Raw genomic sequence first — 19,385 nt, 5'->3', positions numbered from 1 at the left:
TATTCTACATAGTTTATTTAGATTTAATTAACGATAATCATTTCCTTTTATTCTGTTTCCTTCCAATTATTGCTATTATCTGCTGGTGATGTGTTACCTTTGCAAATGTACTTACCTTATATTAAAGAATTATATGGAAGATAATAAACTTGAAATACAACTAACCAAGATACAAAGTTTCGTGGACCACTGCGTTATGCAAACTTTCAATATTCTTATTGGAAACATCATGAGAAAGAAAGAATGTATAGGCTTAATACTTCTTAAAGAAAGGTTGCAGAATGAGTTTTTGCAAATTACCGATAATCTATCCTCTATATACATGAAGTACCCAGCCCTTTCGTGCGTAGAAGAATCTTATAAAGAAAATAATTTTTTATGGGATAGCACTTTCTATGATTCATTGAATAAAGAGCAAAGGGGAAAGTATTCTAGCTTTGATTTGGCTACGTTTGATTATAGTAAGTATGTTGAGAATCACACTTTTTACGATGAAGAACTTCCGATGTTTTCATCGCTCGTTGATGCAATTCTTTATGAACGCTATGCAAATTATCTAAAATGTGAGATTGGAAAGATAGAACTAAACGAAATCAAGAATTCTTTTCAACGTCATTCTACAATTGTCTATGATGACATCGAGTCAAGTCAGCTAAAAGAAAAACCTGTGATTGTTGGCAATGAAATCAATCCTTTCAAATCTGATTTTTCGGAAGGACAGATTGAAATACTAACTGATTGCATCAATGAAGTTAAACTTTTTACGACCAGTGTTTCACCAAAGATTACTAAAAATTTATTTGATTGTAATCTGAAAGGTGTACTAAAATCAAACAATAACCGACTACTTGCGTATCTCATGCAAAGTCTTAACCTTCGGGGATACGTTACTAATGAATGGCAGTCTACCATTGCACGCAGTAAACTCATTTTGGGAAAAACCAAAGACACACCATTAACACGCACTGACCTTTCTACTGCAACAGATCAAATCAACATGAAGCAGCCGAAAGGATGGGAAATCATAGATAAATACATCAAACAACTGAAAAAAGAGTGAGCATAGGTTGATACGTCAAACATTGCTCAATGCCAGTTCCTTTTATCGTTTCTAATTTTGCCCTCGTTAACAGCAACGAGGGTGCGCACCCTCTATCGTTTTACCAAACAAATAAAAAATATGGAAAAGACCATAGAGGAACGAGTTTACGAACTCGAACAACTTCTCTTTACAAACAAAAATGTGCTTAGCTTTGATGAAGCAAGCAAGTTTCTCAATCTATCAAAGAGTTATCTTTACAAGCTCACATCGGGCAATCTGATTCCTCATTATAAGCCACAAGGTAAGATGCTTTATTTTGAGAAAGCAGAACTCGAAGCATGGTTGCGTCAAAATCCTATCAAGACTTCTGCGCAAATAGCCCAAGAAGCACAGAGATATATCATGGGTAACAAACCTTTAATGCAGAAGTAAGGCTATGGGAAACGAGAATTTTATTCGTGTTGGCACAACCTTATACAAGATTGTGAACCAGCCACGCATCAATGGTGGTTTTGTCAAGAAGCGTATCATATGGAATAATGAAACGCTACGCCAGGACTATGGAAAGGATTTCATTGCTACAGTCCCGAAGTACGATGCTTTCTGCACTGTTCCTAACCACGTGAACTATCAATCTGTGGTTGACAAGTTTCTGAATCTCTACGAACCGATAGGACACCAGCCAAAAGAAGGAGAGTTTCCACATATTGAATCCCTGATAAGGCATATCTTCGGGGAACAATACGAGTTGGGCATGGACTATTTACAGTTGCTCTATCTCCAGCCAGTGCAAAAACTCCCCATCCTTTTGATGGTGTCAGAAGAACGCAATACTGGTAAGAGTACGTTCCTTAACTTTCTCAAAGCTGTTTTCCAAAACAATGTAACGTTCAATACTAACGAGGATTTTCGCAGTCAGTTCAATGCTGATTGGGCAGGTAAACTACTTATTGTGGTGGACGAAGTATTGCTTAACCGTAGGGAGGATAGTGAAAGATTGAAAAACCTTAGTACAACACTTTCCTATAAAGTGGAAGCAAAGGGTAAAGACCGAGATGAAATCTCCTTCTTTGCCAAGTTTGTGTTGTGTTCCAATAACGAGTTACTCCCTGTCATCATTGACGTGGGAGAAACCCGATATTGGGTTAGGAAGATAAATCGTTTGGAAAGTGACGATACTGACTTTCTTCAGAAGTTGAAAGCAGAGATACCTGCCTTTCTTTATTTTCTCCAGCATCGCACGTTGTCTACCCAAAAGGAAAGCCGTATGTGGTTTGCACCCAAGCTGACCTTTACACCAGCCTTGCAACGCATTATCCGTAATAACAGAAACAAGCTGGAACTAGAAATGTCAGAGTTGTGTCTTGACATCATGGAAACAAACAATGTCGAGGAAGTCTCTTTCTGTATCAATGATATGATGCCTCTTTTAAGTAATACTCAATGCAAGTATGACAAGGGGCAGATAAGGAGAATAGTACAGGACATCTGGAAGCTTACACCAGTGTCCAATACGCTGACCTATACTACGTATCAACTTAGTTACAACGCTCCATTATATTACTCTCCTATCCGAAGGACAGGAAGGTTTTATACGATCACCAAGAAGCAACTCAAAAGTTTATAAACAATCTTATATCCATTATTTTGATGAAATGATGAATAAGTTATATAAAACATTCAGTACATGTTGTTTATATTCTCATCTTTTGCTCATCGTGAATGTTTTGCTGATGAAAAAAGAAAAGGATGGTATTCTTCTTTTTGTCAGTAATTCCATTTTGAAGAGTAATATGATGAGGGGGATGATGAGTTTTCAACTATCTGATTACCATATAGATAAAATCAAATTCATCAAATCATCAAATTTATCATCACTTTAACTTCCATATAATTATGAATATTGACCAAATAAAAAAGATAAAGTTGCAGGAATTTCTTGCAACAATAGACTGCAAACCCGTAAAACAGTATGGTGTGAACCTCATGTACCTATCACCACTTAGAACGGAGAAGCACGCATCATTTAAGGTAAACACCGAACTTAATCTATGGTACGATTTCGGTATTAGCAGAGGTGGTAACATCATTGACCTTGCAGAATTGCTCTACAACTCTTCGGATGTGTCGTATCTCATTCACCAGATAGAGCGTAATGCACCAAGCTGTGTATCGGTAAGTCTGCCTACAGCCAAGCCGAACACACCGCAGAACTCCTTTGAAAATCTTCAGGTACTTTCCATCAGTCATCCTGCGCTTATCAAATATCTTGGGGAAAGATGTATAGACATTGAAATAGCACGAACAGTATGTAAAGAACTGCACTTTGATACAAGGGGCAAACATTACTTTGGTATTGGCTTTCCAAATATTGCAGGTGGTTACGAAATACGCAATCCGTTCTTCAAAGGCTGCATTGCACCAAAAGACATCAGCCATTTTTATGCAGAAGAGCCGAAGAAGGTATGTTTTCTTTTTGAGGGCTTCATGGACTTTCTGTCATTTATGACGCTCCGAAGAAAAGAGAATGACGGACTTAAACGACAAGATTATCTGGTACTCAACTCTGTGTCAAATATCCACAAGGCATTAGAACCATTATCGCACTATGAGAATGTTCAGTGCTTTTTGGATACTGACGAAGCTGGAAGAAATGCCTATCTGCAATTATCAAAAGAATTGGGTAGTTCTGTCTTAGATTCATCTTCTTTGTATAGTGATTTCAAGGATCTAAACGACTATTTATGTGCTGAATTCAAGCATTCAGAGAAAGCAGAAAATAAGAAAATTAAAGGGATTAAGCTATGATTGTAGGATTTGCTTTGCATAATCTATTTTTCGAGGAGCAAGTTTATGTTTTGGGCATACCAAAACCACTTGCTCCACCTCCTGACAGTCGTTGCAGAGGATTATCCCGTTGGTCTCCATCAAATCAAATTAAAGAAACAAGTATGATAAAAACAGAATATAAAAAAGGTGGTCGTCCAACTAAGGGCGCAGCCGAAAAGAAAAAATACCGTATCACGGTGAAACTGAATACGCAGGATTATTATACGCTTAAAGGCAAAGCCAAAAGCGCAGGAGTAACCATGAGTGAGTTTGTAAGAAAAGTTCTTGATAAAGGAAATGTCATTGAACGACTGACCGTAGAGCAAGCAGACTTCATCCGCAAGCTGTGTGGAATGGCAAATAATCTCAATCAGTTGGCACATCGCGCCAATGCAGAGAGTTTTCATGCCGTTGCTCCTTTCCATAAAACCATTATTGGCAAGATTGACGAGTTCCTAAATCTGATACGAAAATGATAGCCAAGATAATAAAAGGTTCGGGTTTCAAGGGTGTCATCAATTACATCCTTGACCCGAAGAAAGGAACGGAACTTATAGATAGTTCTGGAGTGAGAACAGACAGTACCAGCCATATCATCCGAAGTTTTATCGACCAGACGAAATTGAATCCACGAGTGGGTAAGGTTGTCGGGCATATCTCCCTGAGTTTCTCAGTACAGGACTCTCCCAAACTCAACAATGAATGGATGGTAAAGGTTGCTCGTGAATATATGGAGAAGATGGGGATAAAAGACACGCAATATATCATCGGTCGCCACTTCGACAAGGAACATCCGCACATTCATATTGCTTTCAACCGGATAGATAACAACGGCAAGACCATCTCTGACCGTAACGACCGATTCAGAAGTGAAAAGATTTGCAAGGAATTGACCGCCAAATACGGTTTATACTTTGCCGATGGCAAGGAGAAAGTCAAGGAACACCGCTTAAAAGAGCCTGACAAGACCAAGTATGAAATCTATCAGGCATTGAAAGCAGAAATAGCTCGGAGTAGAGATTGGAAAGATCTTCTTGCTCATTTGAAAAAGAAGGATATTGATGTCTACTTTAAGTATAAAGGCAATACACAGGAGATACAGGGTATTATCTTTGAAAAGAACGGTTATCACTTCAATGGCTCTAAGGTGGACAGGAGTTTCAGTTATTCCAAGATTGACTTTGCCCTGCAACAGAATGATAGGGAACACGGTCAGCAGATGCAAGGAACACTAAACCTCATATCCAATGTTGCAAGTGTTACGAGCGAAATAGCCAACGAACTCATTGAAGGAGGATTGGGATTGTTCCAGAGTCATGGCACAGTCCCTGCGGAGGTTTATAATACACTTGATAAAAAGAAGAAAAAGAAAAAACGTAAAATACATTTATAATTATGGCTGACAATAATACATTTGTTCTCTTTGAGGAAATCAAAAACAAGCTGGAGACAATTTACAGGGAACTAAAGGAGCTGAAAGAAAAGGGAAGAAGTTCTATTTCTCTCACTACTCCATCTACACCAGCACAAGGTGACAAACAGCAGGAACAGGATTTGCTCAATCAGTATGAACAGCGAACTAAAGAAGTGATTAACAAGTATATTGGAGTACAAGTACGCATCAAGGATGAGGAGGCTAAGTTTATGGACAAATTGGTGGCAAGTGTCTTGACCATGTTACACGAATGGCAGGAGAAGAAAGAGCATCCAATACCGCAGGAACTACTTCACAGGCATAGCTTTGACATCAAATCCTCGAAAGTCTTTACTTATATGGTAGCAGTATCTGTCCTTTGTTTTGTTTCTTTGGTCGGCAATTACTTCTTGTGGCAAAGCAAACAGCAATACAAAGATGATGCCTTGAAATTCCGTATCATCAGAGTATGGAGAGGTTGTGGTTCAAAGGAAATCTTGTGGCTCAATGATGTGTTTGACATTCATCGTGATGAAAAAATTATCAAGCTTATTAAGGAGAAAGCGGATGGATATGATCAACAACTAAAACAAAAGGCTGATAGCTTGATGCAGAAGAAATTGAAATAACCTATACGAAACAAGCCCAATCAAATAAAGTTCTTGGTTGGGCTCGTTATGTAGCATCTTAGTCAATGATTTCCCAAAATCCATTTTTATCCGAGCCAACTCTGCGGAGATATTTATCACGCATAAATTCTATGTTACGCATAATCGTGCTTGCATTCAGACTTGTGATAGCAGCCATTTCTTCCTTTGTAATATAAGGATTTTCAGCCATTAATCGCAAAATGGAAATACGATTGGCTGTAAGTTTTTCTCCTCTTACAGTTGCTTTTTCAATTAGCCTTTTAATAAGGTTCTCACTATTTGCAGTTGCATTTTGGGCATTTACAGTTGCATTTACAGCTCTTTTTGAAGAATTTGCAGTTGCATTTGTTTGGCTTTCTGTCTGAGATACAACCTTCGGCACTGTGATTTTCAAAATAAAATCATTAAGATGGAAAGATAAATGTGGTGTTCCGTTTGCTTCCAACTCTCTACATACACGGTCTACACCTTCACCAAATTCCTTCACGAAGTCGTATGCTTTAAGGAATTGAGCAATTTTCGGATTGCGAGAGAAATGCGTATGACGGATGTTAGAGGGCTTGACCATTCCGGGTAACCTACCGGGCGACTCGAATACAAGTCGATTGTCAAACATCTTAATTTGGATTTCCGTACCCTTTATATTATAGGCACGGTGGCAACAAGCATTAACTACCATTTCTTGTATCACAAACTTTGGGTAATCTCTATGGGTTACGAATTGTCCATGTTGCCCAAGGAACGTATGCTCCTCTACTTGGGTTTCAAGATAAGCTATCGTTGCTTTCACTTGATCAAGTATAGTTCCTTCAAAGGTTACGTCCTTAATCACGTTCATTTCTGCGCCCACTCTCTCTTCTGTACCTTTATAACGGATAAAGCGAGTACGCCCACGAGGAAAGAACTTTTGAGGATATTTACCAAACAACAGGATACAAGCTACACTAACTTGCTCCTCTCCCTTAACATTGGTAGTTATGAAGCCATTATTCTCATGTAGATATTGATTGGCAGACTTGGTATAACCAATCAATTCTGTATATCTTTCTACAGCAGCCATATCAATGTCATCAACCGTAGCACCATACACTGCCGTATCTTCATAGTAGCGTTCTCCCTTATCGTACATCAACTGTATGCGCTCTTCAAAAGACAGCTTCCTGCTTTTGTCGCCAACACGCATAAAGGCTTCATCTGCCTGATTAGTATGTAGTTCTGAACTTGCAGGAATATGCATCAATAAAATATGATTTTCGTTTCCATCTTTATCCGTGCATGGTAACAAGTCGCTGGTAATAGACACAGAAGGATTACAGAAGTCTAAGGGCACACGAAGCAACTCGTTCAACTTTTCCGTATGCTGGTCAACTCCTTCTATCTTCCTTGTCTTGTCAGACACACCGATAGAGATATCACCACCGTCAGCATTAGCAAACGCCACAATGGTAATAGCTAATGCTTTCGGATCAATTTGAATGCTTTTGCAATCAAAAGTCTGGTCTTCTTTATGAGTCCGTATTTCTTGTATCGTCATATATTTTTATTTTTGCTATTATGATGGACAACGAATATCATACAACTATTAAAGCATAATCCTTATTTGAGAAAATGGGAGATCTTGCTTAAGTCAACATTCGTCAATGTATTGACTATTTCACTGTAAGCCATTCCTAATTGAAGGCCAAACTTGCCAATGAAAACTTCTATATCATATACTGTTTTCCTTCCACTGTTTCTCACCTTAAGTAGGGTAACTGCTGCATCAATCTTGGGTATTTCACCAAAAGTGGAGATACCTATAACATTCAGTACATTGATAGCTCTTACTGAAAGATTTAGATTTTGGACAGGAGTATTAAGTAATTCCGCAACATGGGAGTTGATATCTACAACTTGATTTTTAGTCTCTCTCAAACTTTCATCCTTTACTACGCTTCTTAATCGCTGTATTTCCTCTATATAGAGTTGAGCCTGTGCATGTAGTTGCGCATTGTCCTTACGTAATTGCTCATTCTTATGAACTTCATTTATAAGAATAAACTTAATTTCTTCCAGTATTTTCTTATATAGTTGTCGTATCCTTTCTTGTGTAAGATTATTCTTCTTGGCAACTTCACTTCTAGGAACCCCGTTAACAAGATCTTGTAAGATAGAATAGTTTCTTTGCTCTATTTTTTTTTCGAAGATTCCTATAATCTCAAGGAAAAGAGAAGACAAATACTTGTTTTCAGAAAAAATGTCGCTTTCATCTTTTCCATCTAAATAATCCTTAACATCTTCGTCTTCAGACAAAGGTAAATCATTAAGAGCACAAAATAAAATGGATTTGGATACAGGTTGCTGAACTATACTATCAAAACGAGACAAAAACTTGTCTTCTCTGACACTTGTGTTATCGTAGAGGATTGTTGTACCCAATGGCAACATGATTTCTGGTTCTTTGACACTTTCTATCAATCTGAAATCTGATACATTGTCTATTATATTGCATTCCTTATCTATTTGAATCAATACAATGCCATTGGCTATATGACAAAAACAATAGTCTCCAACAGACAAGTTAAGTTCTTTGGAGTAAATTCTAAAATTATCGGTTTCAGGTAGGTATACCAGCTTCGGCATCCTGTTTATAAATGACTTTTCTATAGGAGTTTCAAAAACGATGTCTATATCTACTTCTCTCGTTAATCTACAAAGAACTGTTAGGTCCCAGTAGTCACGTGTACCCTCCAGAATAGCCAGCGTGTCGTTTAGGAAGTCAGTAAGCCATTCTCCATTACAATCTGTCAGCAGGAGCGAAACAAGAGCTTTATCACCTTTTGCCTTACTTCTCCCATATGGGGCACAAAGAATGGTGTCTGTATTTGGAAAGTGATAACTCCTAAAAGATTTTGTGTCAACATAACGGAAGTCTCGAAAGATAGAATTATCTTCCACCTCGCTATCGATATAAACTGTTTTTATAATATCTCCTTCATGGAGCATACAAATATCACCTTCCTTAAAAGGAAAGGTATATGTTCTCAGATTATCGCTTACCTTATTTATATAATAGACAACCATCGATTAAAAAAGCTTGTTGTCGGTGAAACCTTTTTGTACAACTTCAACGTGTGGCATTCGACTCTTAAACTCAGGATCGATGTTATAACATTGTTCCTTTACGATACCACGACGATGTATCGCTGGGTCAAGACAATATATCTTAAATTCTTCCTCATTTACATCTTCGGTACGCTGCCAGTGCGGGAATAGCAGTTTCATATAAGCTGTAGCAATACGCTTCACAGCATTACTATCTCGTACATCGGCTTTTTCTTCAAATCGGACGAGTTGATCGAACAATAATCCATAGGTATTTTGTGTACGCATTGTATGAAGAATTTCAGAAAAGTATTCCACATTGATAGTCCATCCTTTGAAAATCATACTTTTGTCCACTCGTGGAAGAATCCACCCTTCAATAAAGCAATGAAAGCGGTCGAGCAAAGCCGACTCACGGAAGTTCTCTGGCAGGTTGGTGAAATAAAAAGATGATACAGGCATGTGTTGAGCAGATAAAGGAATGTTACCCATAAGCATCAAGCCACACTCTGAAGAAAATTCATTATTATCAATGGTTGTCTTTCCACTTTCCAAGTATGATTTTAGAGCAGCCTGAATCTCTGCAGGCTCTTGGAAAACAATTGTCTGTATCTCATCAAATACTGTAAAGTCATGGTTTTTAATAATACCATTCTGCTGTTTTGTTTTATCAAAAAATAACTTAGCACGTGTTACCTTACCACCACTTACCAACCAGCCATACTTAGAAAGATTGCCAAATACATAGCTTTTCCCAGTTCCTTTAGGAGCCAATTCTATCACGTTTAAACGTGGCTCTATAAAAATGAGTAATCGGGTAAGGAATTCTATTTTTTGGGTTAGTGATGTAAATCCATCAGGGTCATACTCCATAGCAGACAACAATACGTCAATCCATTCTAAGGTAGTGAAATAGTGGCGCGCCTCTGCTAGATAGGAGATGTCCACAGAACTATAAGGCTTGAATGGCTTATAATCTACCATTTGGATATGGTTTTTCTTGCCATCGGCGTCAGGCAGTAGACAAAGTTTGATAATCCCCCATTTCTCACCTTCAACAAATTCTCCAGAGTTACGAGAATAGACATATTCTGGGATTAACCCCTCACGTTGCTTAATGCCATAATCAGGAATGGCAAATTGACGCTCATTCTTTACAATGTCAATGTATACCACAAAGCGAGCCAAAAGCGTAACTTCTTCTCCACTTTGCAATCTGTCTTTAACACTACCTTGTTTTGCTGGAATAACTTTATCTAAAAATTGAGTGAGTGCCATCTTATCGACCTCTCCAGTTTGAATGTTCAGATAGCGCTTCAGCAGGAAGTCCTTAACAAACGCAGGAAGGTTTCGTCCTGCAAAAAGACTACCTGTTGATGCAGGGTCTTTGTAAATAGACATTGCCGAGAAATGCAGTCTTATCTTATTGCATATTTCTTCTTTCATAAATATTCATTTATCAAAAGTCAAACGGGTCTTCTTCTTGAATGCCTGTTTTTACCTTAATCTTCATTGGGCGAACAATTCCTCCAAGTTGAAGCATGAAATCTAAGATATTGGCATTTAAGATTATATCATCTGTTTCATATGTATCACCACTCAGATGATGAACATTATATTTTACTCCATTATAAAGTACGTAAGGAACTTCAGCTGATGGCATATTCTTAATTTCAAATTGTATGCGTGGATTTGATCCACTTATTTCACAAGTGAGTAGATTGAATGACCAGTTAGTTGCCACAGGAGTACTTGAAATGATAAAAATGGGTACTAATACCTCTTCAGGCGTACAGCCACCATGGGCACCTTGTCCAGATGGAACTTTGGCACAAAGCGATTCATGCTTTAACGCACATAAAGTTTTATTATCCTCTAAACGGAAATAGCTACTATCCATAGTAGAATCCGCCTTCTCACGAATGGCAATACGTCCGTGATGATCGCTTTCAACACTAGGCATATTTTTACCCTTAAGCAATTGCGATAAATAGGTCAGACCATGATCAGAAATAATCGCAATCTTCTTACCTATATATTTCTGCAAAATTTCTTCAATGCTTCTTCGTATAACATCTATCTCTTTGATAATTGTAAATGGACTTATATTATCAGGGCGATGAGCCAAGGTGTCAAGATCTCCGGATTTCTCCAATTGAACTCCCTGAGGAAGAAGGCGCTGTAAATCTTTCTTATTTATTTCAGTCCTAGTAGGAAGAAGGGAACGGGCTATTCTTATTTCGTTGAGGAAAATCTGCTGGTCTTTTCTCTCTGCAATAATGCTTTTAATTAGAGGAATCCAGTCGATCCCCAATCCATCAATCCAATAAAAAACTTCAATGTCTCCACGGTTTTGTAGTAAGGTATAAGTAGAACAGAAAGAATTGTACCACACATCAAATGAAGACTCTGAGCCATTAAGTTTATTTATAAGTTGTTCGATTTCTGTTGTGTATCGATTAGTAATCTTAGCTTTTTTATATTGCTCAATGTATGGATTCACCCAGTCTGGTACTCCAGTTGCAACCCCAATACCTTCATTCATATAGGTATAAAGATCTGGGAAGAATGTTGCAATGTCCTTAGGCACAATAAAGCCTTGTGCCAACCAACTTACTGCTAATTCTTTTTCTTTTTGTGTGATTCCCGTAAAATATCTTAAAGTGCCAGAATACCCCATCTTTGCAGGTAAAGTTTGTAAAGATTTTACCATCATATTTTCTGCAGCATCCGACAATTGAATATTCTTTTGGGCAGCATAGGTAAGGCAGTATTTTCGTACTTCCATTTCTGCATCAATTTCCGTTATATCCCCTGCTATTTTCTCTATCAGCTCATTTGTACCATAAGAAGAGGTGGCATTAAGGCATCTGCATAAATAACCTTCACCATTTGCTTTACTAATATAGAAACGTGTTAAAAGCCAACGGTTGAATACATAAGGATTGTCAAACCATAGACGAATAAACTCCTTATATGTTTCTATGTTATTTATACTAAAGTATTGTTTAACATATTTATCAAAATTGAAGCCATTACTAACATCAATACTCTCTGCTAATTTATTCCAATTATCCCCATCACTTTCTAATGGCTCAATAGCACCAAATTCAAGATTTAAACCTACAGTCAAAAATTGATATGCATTACTGCAAGCCTGATAAGAGAAGGCATTGTCTGGTTGTGCAAACCGAGCATTAGCAAATATAGCCTTTGATTTGCAAATTATTTGTGGAGATATTTGTTTCTTACTATCTTTCCATATATTCAACCATTCCCGGATATTGTTTACAATGGTATAATTAGCATTCAGACCACTTACACCGAAGTCTGTGTCTTTTGTAAGAATGAGCTTATATGTTAGGTCTTTAGTCTCTGATATCAATCTCCAAATATTGATTTGGCTGTCATTCTTGAAGATATCCATTTTACCTTCAAGACCGACAAGCGGAATATAAACACGTTGGTGTTTTTCCTGGGCTTTTGGTGTCGCCTCAATTGCTTTAATAGTTTTTATCAAAGCATCAAAAGACTTTTTATCTTCATTGTCATAAAATCGTGCTAACTCAGAGAAAGGGGCAATCACACAGTCATTAGGACTTTTTCTCTTTATATGTTCAGCTATACGAGAGGCAAGTTCCACATGTGTAATGAGTAAGTCTGGATAATTGGAATCTATCCAATGATCAACACTTTCAACATGTATGCCTTGTTCTGTTTGTAGGAAATCCACAAAGTCATAACAGTCTCGAAAATTATCAAACAGTACAAATCGTATTGGATATCTATCAAGCGTAAAAGCATCAATACCTTTCGCCTGTTTATCCTCCTCAATATATGTCTTGAGGGCATCCATTTCTCTGAACGGTTTCTTATACATATTTCAACAATATATCTATAACGAAACTATCTTCTTCGGTAATCATATTTTCAATAGCTTGACGCAGATCTTCACTATTGTTTATACGATTGATAGCTTTATTACGCTTCTTTTTTAACTCTTCAGAATCAACCGCAGGTGTATCTACAGAAGAGTCATCTATAATAGTAGAAGGATTAGAAGTTGATGCGGGCTGAACTATAGGTGTAACTTTAGATATACGCCAATCTTTCAATTTGTCTTTCACTTCTTCCTCTGTCCATAGTCCAACTTCACTTTCCAAATGCTCGTGGAGATATTTTAGTGCTTCTTCCACTTCCTCGTCCATTACATTTACATTGTCAATACTCTGCATATATGTGACAAAGCCTTTATGGAAGTTGTTTGCAGATGGTATGAGTAAATTACCAAAGTCTGTTTTTAAAGTATCGTATCCGTTGATTGTATTTTCCAGCAAACTTGGATTTTTCATGCTTTCGGGATCACTCACTACACGCATAAGATTGTCTATGAAATCCCTTATTTCAGGAGTACAATCTTCGATATTTTTTAATGACCAAAGTGGATAGCCTTTTTCCTTACAATACACATGAAGTACTGCCCAACGAGCATCTTTCAGACTACTGATATCAGAATAGCCCTTCAATTTATTCAAATTGAACATTCTAATAAGGCTTTTGCAAACTCGACCAGCTTCCTTACTCTCGAATATGAAATTCAGTTTGTTGTTTGTCTTACCATTTTCCCATGCTTTGAATAATTCGACAACATCTTCTACAAGATGCTGAGCAGTACGCTGTTTTCCGTTAGTATCAAAGATTATATTGACATACTTGCGCATGGCGAAGGCTACCATTGCCATTGGTGCATAACTTTGGAAGAGTCCAAAAGGTGCTTCTGTCAAACCTATGAGCTTATCACCAAGGTTAAAGCTTTGATTCTTGCTAGTATGGCGACCACTGAGCCATTCATCCACATAGTCACAGACTTTCTTCAGTGGATGATTGGGCGAGATGGTATCCTTCCATTGTAAGTTATCGTCTACACTGTCTTGCAATAAGAACTCCACATGACGAGCGGGGCCTCCACACTTATCTATAATATCTTGCTTCGTATTATAACTTAACACGGCATCAACCGTGGCTTTCACAGATGCTTTTTTCCAATAAGTTGCACTAAATTTTGTTCGTATGGTTTCTAATGATTCAGGACCACTTGTGAAAATACTCGGCGCAATACTACCATTGATAGTGCTAGTCATTTTACTACCAACAATGGTCATGCTGTCACCATTGAGATAGAACGTCACATTGTTGCCACGCATTTTATTAACCCATTGCTGTATCATTTCAGCGGCCTGCTTAGTGTAGGTCTGATACTGTTGCGGTAAGCCATGACTTTGTGCGCATTGTGCATTTGCCTGGTACTCAATAAAACGTTCATATTCTTTATCACCCATAATTGCCTCAATAACGACAAAAGAAATGGTAGTGAAGCGCTCGTCCTTGCAATTTTTCTCTGCTATCTCTTTCAAAAGCAAAAGTTCTTGATTGTTGCGAGCTACCATAATAGCGAGAAAAACTTCATAGGGCTGCGTCTGTTTCTTTGCATTTGCGATTTGATTCATTAGGGTATACTCATTACCCTGTATGCCAAAAAAATGAAATGCATATGGGCGTGCCACTTGTGATAAATTTCTTGTAAAAATATTGGAGGCTGTACTACCGAACTTAATTACTTGATCAGTAAACAAGAAACTCGAAGTTTTTAATTCTTGTTTTATCTTTTGTATTTCATCTCCTGGCAGGGCTGTGAATAGAATGGAAAAATTGCCGTTTGGCTGGCGCTGAATAATGCTTTTATCATTAAAAAAATCAAGAATGGTGGGCAGATCGTCTTGTTCCTTAGTTCCAGAGAAAAGATTATAGATATTCTCTTCACTAGGTGTAACAGTATCGTTGTTGGCTATATTGTTAAGAGCATTAAGTAATAGGATACCTTTGAAAACCTTCAAATAACAATCACCTTGACTTTCTACAGCTAAGTGGTGACTATTATATCTTTCAGTAACGGCACCAAATTTAGTACTATCACTTTCAAAGAATTCTTGTACATAGTCCCATAGATAATCAGCTGTAATAGTTTGCTCTGCCTTATAGGCTTCATCATCATCAAGGAACTCGTGCACGGCATCACTAGCCAGAAATTCAAATACACTTCTACTGCTGGATCCTGCTTCACGAGCATAATAAGTTGCAAGATTTGCTGTTGCTGGATGTAGTGGGAATAAATTTTTTATATTTTCTATCGTCTGTTCTGTATCTGTACTGGTGGTGCTGAACATCTCCAATAATTCTGGATGGATGTTAAAGAAACGATCCTGACGCATCATGTACAAAGTATAATTTACAATCTCAAACTTTTTCGACATAATTTTGAATGCCGAAACTGGTTCCATATTGTAGATTATATAGTGATAGCGTCCTTTGGTTTTTTCGCGTTCTTCTTCTTTAAGCGTATTTAGTGCAGAAGGATGAGATATAAACAAGAAGTAAGAGTCATTCTCTGCATTCATCATAGCTTCTGCAAGTTCCTGAAGTTGTACTAACAAACGGGTTCCTATACTTGAAGTCATTACTTCAGTAAATTCATCCCAAATAATCAATAAACCATTGTAATCAGTTTTCTCTCGAAGGGCATTTTGCACCTCAAATATCCATTGCTTAAGATTATTGCTCTGTAAACGAATATCATAACCTCCTATACGCAAAGCTTGGCGTACACTTTCAAGCACATCTGTATCAGCGGCTCTCAGGCGTTGCTTCAGTTTATTAGTATCAGGGGCTACACTTGCAAGCTGAGCACTCTGTTCAATAAGATTTTCCCAAAATTGTGGTTGATTCTCAACATGTTGAACATACATATCAAAGTCTGTCTGTACTGTGATATCAATCTTTGCTGCTGAAAGTGCACGTTTTATTTCACGTTGCATTTGGAGTGATAGGTCCTCCTCATGAGCAATGTTCTGATAGCCATACATATTTACGGGAAAAAGACGCTTCTTCTCTCGTAGTTGTAGTAGGCTGTTGCGCAAAATATCATACTTTTCTTTCTTATATTCATCCTCCACATATTCACGAATATCTTCTATGGGGTCACACAACAGATGTTGAATGACAGCACCGGCATGGCTCTTTCCTGTACCGTATGTTCCAGCAATCCAGATTGACTTATGGTTATCTGCATCGTTGTTGCGTACGGCACTGATTACTTTTTGCAAAACTTCGTTAAACTGATCGTTAGCAATGAAAAATTTCCATTCTCCATTGCTCTCCTCCTTAATATTATAAGCGGGACGCATTTGTCTAAGCGTCACTATTTTACTATATGGCATACGTATATTATTTTAATTCTTTGATTGGTTCTATAAAGTAACTAATGATGGCTTCCTTTATCTCGTTTCTTGCGCCTTCGTCTTGTAAAAGCTGCCACAAATCATCATCTAAACTTGCATACTCTACATTCTCACGAAGGAATTTCGCTGAGGGGATCTTAGGGTAATGGCTACCTATAAGATAATAGAATTCTTCTCCTTTCAAATAGCAGTAAGGATAAATAGGTGATGTCATAGGCTGTTGGCTATATTTCTTGAAGAAAGCTTTATAAGTATTAACCAGGGGTTCTGTCAATCTAAAACGATTACCAATTATACTCCTATCTTTTATTCCGTATAAGATAGATAGCATGAAGATAGGTTTGGCAAGATTAGTCTTACCTTTACGCCTATAGACTATCATAGAACGGAGCAATTTTTTGTAATATTCAGTTTTTAAGTGAGAGACCATATCTACAAAACCAGTTGTTTGAGTATATCCATTGAGCTTAAATCTTCTCTTAGTGTAATGCTATCAAGACCCATATTTAATTCTGCTATAAGTACTCGATTTGAAGCAGAATTTAATTGACGAAGCAATTTTGTAAACGTAAGCTTGGATATTGCAAATTCTTTCACAGGTCCTGTTTGACAGTCTTCAACATAGAAGTCTGAGATACGTAAAGATCTAATACCTTTGGAAGTAGCATACTTATATATAGAATAAGCAAGTGCCACTTCTGAAAGTCCTTCATGTCGTCCACGAAAATAATTCTTACCATCATGCGATTGTCCTTGACTAAGAAAATCACCAATTGGAGAATATTTAAATATTTGCATGAAGCCCCCTATGGCATAAGTTATAGTATTCTTCGTACCATCAAATTCATTCAAAGCTAACTCATCAAGTAGTGCTTTCGTGAATTGTTGATCTGGATTTATAGTGTTGATAAACCAATTTGTAAGAACAGAACTATATGCAAAATTTATCCAAATGAGTTCCCAAATTAAGTCAAGCTCATTTTCGCGATGCTTTGTACAAAAATCACCAAATGGTGTGAGATTTTTCTTTTGGTCAATCATTTCAGCATCTATCAGCCATGCTTTAAAACTCTGTTCTTGTTTGTTTCCCAAAGAATTGCTTGTCCAAAAACCATCTGGGTCAGAAAGAAATTCTTGTAGCCACTCACTATGGATTCCGAAAGTACCTATTTTCGAGATACCTCCACCTTTTGTATTTGTTGAAGTTGTCATAATTAAAGAATTTGCAACAATGCATCCTTGATCATGAAATAACAGACATTTATGACAATGAATACATTTCGATTTATCAATTTTAATCTCAGGGTAAACAGAAAGTGCTCCAGTAGGGCATTCTACTTCACACCCTTCGCAGTTTATGCAGAAGGCACTTTTATAAATAATTCTTTTAATAAGTTGCACCAATTTAGGATTTTGCACCTCATGTAAGATGAATGTATAGTCATGTTCTGTGTTATACGTAATGTCAAAACGATAGACAGTCTTATCAAAGCGTAATTCTCCAAACTTTTTATTCCCCTCTCCCATTATATTATATTCACACAAAACAGGAAGCCAATGTTCTATGGTTTTCTGAGCATTGGAAACATTTGCTACAAATGTAGGAAACTGTTTTGGAAAGAGGACTTTTGTTTTTGAACCAATATCATTCCCACTTGCTCGCAACTTCCATTTATGTTCTTTGATGTATTCTTCCAAATTTGGGATATGACGTTGCTTTGATATGTTTACCAAGCGTGATAAGAAAGGTTTTAAATCTTGTTTATATCGTTTATTCACTATCATATCATCCCATGGAGAAGAGAATGGACAGATTAAACATCCCACCCTTGGTTTCCCAAACCGATAAGCCTCATTAAGGGGTAAATCGTGAGCAAAAAGGTAAAGAAAGATCTCTGTAGTATTCCAATTTAAGATCGGACGAGCATTGATTACGGTGTCATGCTTAACCCCTTTCCCAATACGCTCATAGTTACTTCTCATAACACTCTCTTCAGCTCTTACTCCTTCAAAAGCGAGGGCTTTAGCTTGCTTATTTGTCCCCTCTATTTTAAGGGAACGATACAATGGTGCTGTTTTCATAATTGAGCAACACCAGCGATGCTTATCGCTTGGTGTTCCAATCTTATCCCAATAGTTCAGCACACTTTCATGGTTACGAGTTAGCGAGAACTTTAAGTCTGGGAAGAGTTTATGGTAATGGTCTTGCACCTGCTGATACAAATCTAACGATGGTGGCAATTCATATCCTGTATCTGAATAAATAACTTCGAATTCTGTGCTTGGTATTGCACGTGTGCAAAGGTCTAACACAACTTGAGAATCTTTACCTCCAGAGAAAGAAGCAAGAAACTTATCAATCTTCGTAGTATGGAATACTTTTTTACCTTGTTTCTCTGCAGTATCAAGTGGCATAATCTCGAAACTATCACAATCTTCACGCACAATGGCCATCTTTTTTTTAATTTTGGCTTCCATACGTTTTGCGAGAGTTTCATAGTCAAGCTGATTAGCAGCAACTTTGGCTACACTTTTCCGTGCACCTGCATACTGAATGAATGTTTCGCGAATAAACTCTATAGCCTCACTCTCCAGCAAAAACATAAATTCAGCGTTGCGCTTCAACATCTTTTTTACATCAATGGGATTCAACTCAACATTATCCTTTCCAGGCTGGAAGATAATTGTAGCTGCATCGTAAACATTTGCACCTTTAGCCTCAAACATTAATTCACCTTGATACCAATATTGCTTGTTTATAGCCCACAACAGAGGTTCTTCTGTATGAGGATATTTCCATCCTAATTCGTTGAGCTTAAGCAAATCAAGTTCTTCCCAGAATACAGGGCGTGGAGATATGCCAAGTGTTCCATCCACAATACGTGAATGGAGTAATACACCTCCAGTTTCTTTATCCCAAGTTATTTTATACATTATTTTCTTTCATTCTTTCAGTTCGACATTTAGTAGTTTTGCTATTTTGAGATAAGACCCTATAATCGTTATTGTTAAACATTTGCATACCATATAGAGACTATAGTTAGTACACGCCACAATTGTTCTACTAACTA

Annotated in this window: 14 protein-coding genes; 7 read left to right on the top strand and 7 right to left on the bottom strand. The window is 37.4% G+C overall.

Annotated features, from left to right (window positions below):
• The first annotated feature begins 133 nt into the window (after positions 1-133).
• The 7 genes from F0475_RS07150 to F0475_RS07120 all read left to right on the top strand — a co-directional run bounded on the left by F0475_RS07150 (position 134) and on the right by F0475_RS07120 (position 5,914).
• Complete coding sequence (locus F0475_RS07150) at positions 134-1,060, top strand: hypothetical protein (protein WP_155716081.1); 927 nt, start codon at positions 134-136, stop codon at positions 1,058-1,060.
• A 120-nt stretch (positions 1,061-1,180) separates the two neighbouring features.
• Complete coding sequence (locus tag F0475_RS07145) at positions 1,181-1,474, top strand: helix-turn-helix domain-containing protein (protein WP_021584074.1); 294 nt, start codon at positions 1,181-1,183, stop codon at positions 1,472-1,474.
• A gap of 4 nt (positions 1,475-1,478) precedes the next feature.
• Positions 1,479-2,669 (top strand): primase-helicase family protein, encoded by a 1,191-nt coding sequence (locus F0475_RS07140; RefSeq protein ID WP_155716080.1) that lies wholly within the window; start codon positions 1,479-1,481, stop codon positions 2,667-2,669.
• A gap of 269 nt (positions 2,670-2,938) precedes the next feature.
• Positions 2,939-3,850, top strand: a complete 912-nt coding sequence (locus F0475_RS07135; RefSeq protein WP_021584016.1) for a toprim domain-containing protein — start codon at positions 2,939-2,941, stop codon at positions 3,848-3,850.
• Between the two features lie 143 nt (positions 3,851-3,993).
• The gene (locus F0475_RS07130; protein ID WP_155716079.1) at positions 3,994-4,347 is read left to right on the top strand and encodes a plasmid mobilization protein; all 354 of its coding nucleotides are present in this window, start codon (positions 3,994-3,996) and stop codon (positions 4,345-4,347) included.
• Positions 4,344-5,264 carry a relaxase/mobilization nuclease domain-containing protein gene (locus F0475_RS07125; RefSeq protein ID WP_155716078.1) on the top strand — a complete coding sequence of 307 codons (921 nt, stop codon included), beginning with the start codon at positions 4,344-4,346 and terminating at the stop codon, positions 5,262-5,264. The genes F0475_RS07130 and F0475_RS07125 overlap by 4 nt, the downstream gene beginning before the upstream one ends.
• Positions 5,265-5,266: 2 nt before the next feature.
• Positions 5,267-5,914: a hypothetical protein gene (locus F0475_RS07120; RefSeq protein WP_021584015.1), complete on the top strand. Its 648-nt coding sequence runs from the start codon at positions 5,267-5,269 to the stop codon at positions 5,912-5,914.
• Between the two features lie 58 nt (positions 5,915-5,972).
• On the opposite strand, the gene F0475_RS07115 is transcribed toward F0475_RS07120, so the two are convergent.
• From F0475_RS07115 to F0475_RS07085, 7 genes are all read right to left on the bottom strand, one after another.
• Complete coding sequence (locus F0475_RS07115) at positions 5,973-7,469, bottom strand: RNA-binding domain-containing protein (RefSeq protein ID WP_155716077.1); 1,497 nt, start codon at positions 7,467-7,469, stop codon at positions 5,973-5,975.
• Positions 7,470-7,531: 62 nt separating this feature from the next.
• The gene (locus tag F0475_RS07110) at positions 7,532-8,998 is read right to left on the bottom strand and encodes a DNA-directed RNA polymerase subunit alpha C-terminal domain-containing protein (protein WP_155716076.1); all 1,467 of its coding nucleotides are present in this window, start codon (positions 8,996-8,998) and stop codon (positions 7,532-7,534) included.
• 3 nt (positions 8,999-9,001) lie between these two features.
• Positions 9,002-10,465 (bottom strand): BREX system Lon protease-like protein BrxL, encoded by a 1,464-nt coding sequence (gene brxL / locus F0475_RS07105; protein WP_021584056.1) that lies wholly within the window; start codon positions 10,463-10,465, stop codon positions 9,002-9,004.
• A 13-nt stretch (positions 10,466-10,478) separates the two neighbouring features.
• Positions 10,479-12,899: a BREX-4 system phosphatase PglZ gene (pglZ, locus tag F0475_RS07100; protein ID WP_155716075.1), complete on the bottom strand. Its 2,421-nt coding sequence runs from the start codon at positions 12,897-12,899 to the stop codon at positions 10,479-10,481.
• Complete coding sequence (locus F0475_RS07095) at positions 12,892-16,293, bottom strand: hypothetical protein (protein WP_155716074.1); 3,402 nt, start codon at positions 16,291-16,293, stop codon at positions 12,892-12,894. The genes pglZ and F0475_RS07095 overlap by 8 nt, the downstream gene beginning before the upstream one ends.
• A gap of 7 nt (positions 16,294-16,300) precedes the next feature.
• On the bottom strand, positions 16,301-16,696 hold the full coding sequence (locus F0475_RS07090; RefSeq protein WP_234422974.1) for a hypothetical protein: 396 nt from the start codon (positions 16,694-16,696) through the stop codon (positions 16,301-16,303).
• Between the two features lie 50 nt (positions 16,697-16,746).
• Entirely contained in the window at positions 16,747-19,248 is a 2,502-nt protein-coding gene (locus F0475_RS07085) for a phosphoadenosine phosphosulfate reductase domain-containing protein (protein WP_155716072.1), read from the bottom strand.
• Between the last annotated feature and the right edge of the window lie 137 nt (positions 19,249-19,385).

Source organism: Prevotella vespertina, assembly GCF_009728485.1.
Classification (GTDB): domain Bacteria; phylum Bacteroidota; class Bacteroidia; order Bacteroidales; family Bacteroidaceae; genus Prevotella; species Prevotella vespertina.
The sequence above is the reverse complement of the archived record's forward strand: the minus strand, read 5'-3'. Positions and strand labels throughout refer to the sequence as shown.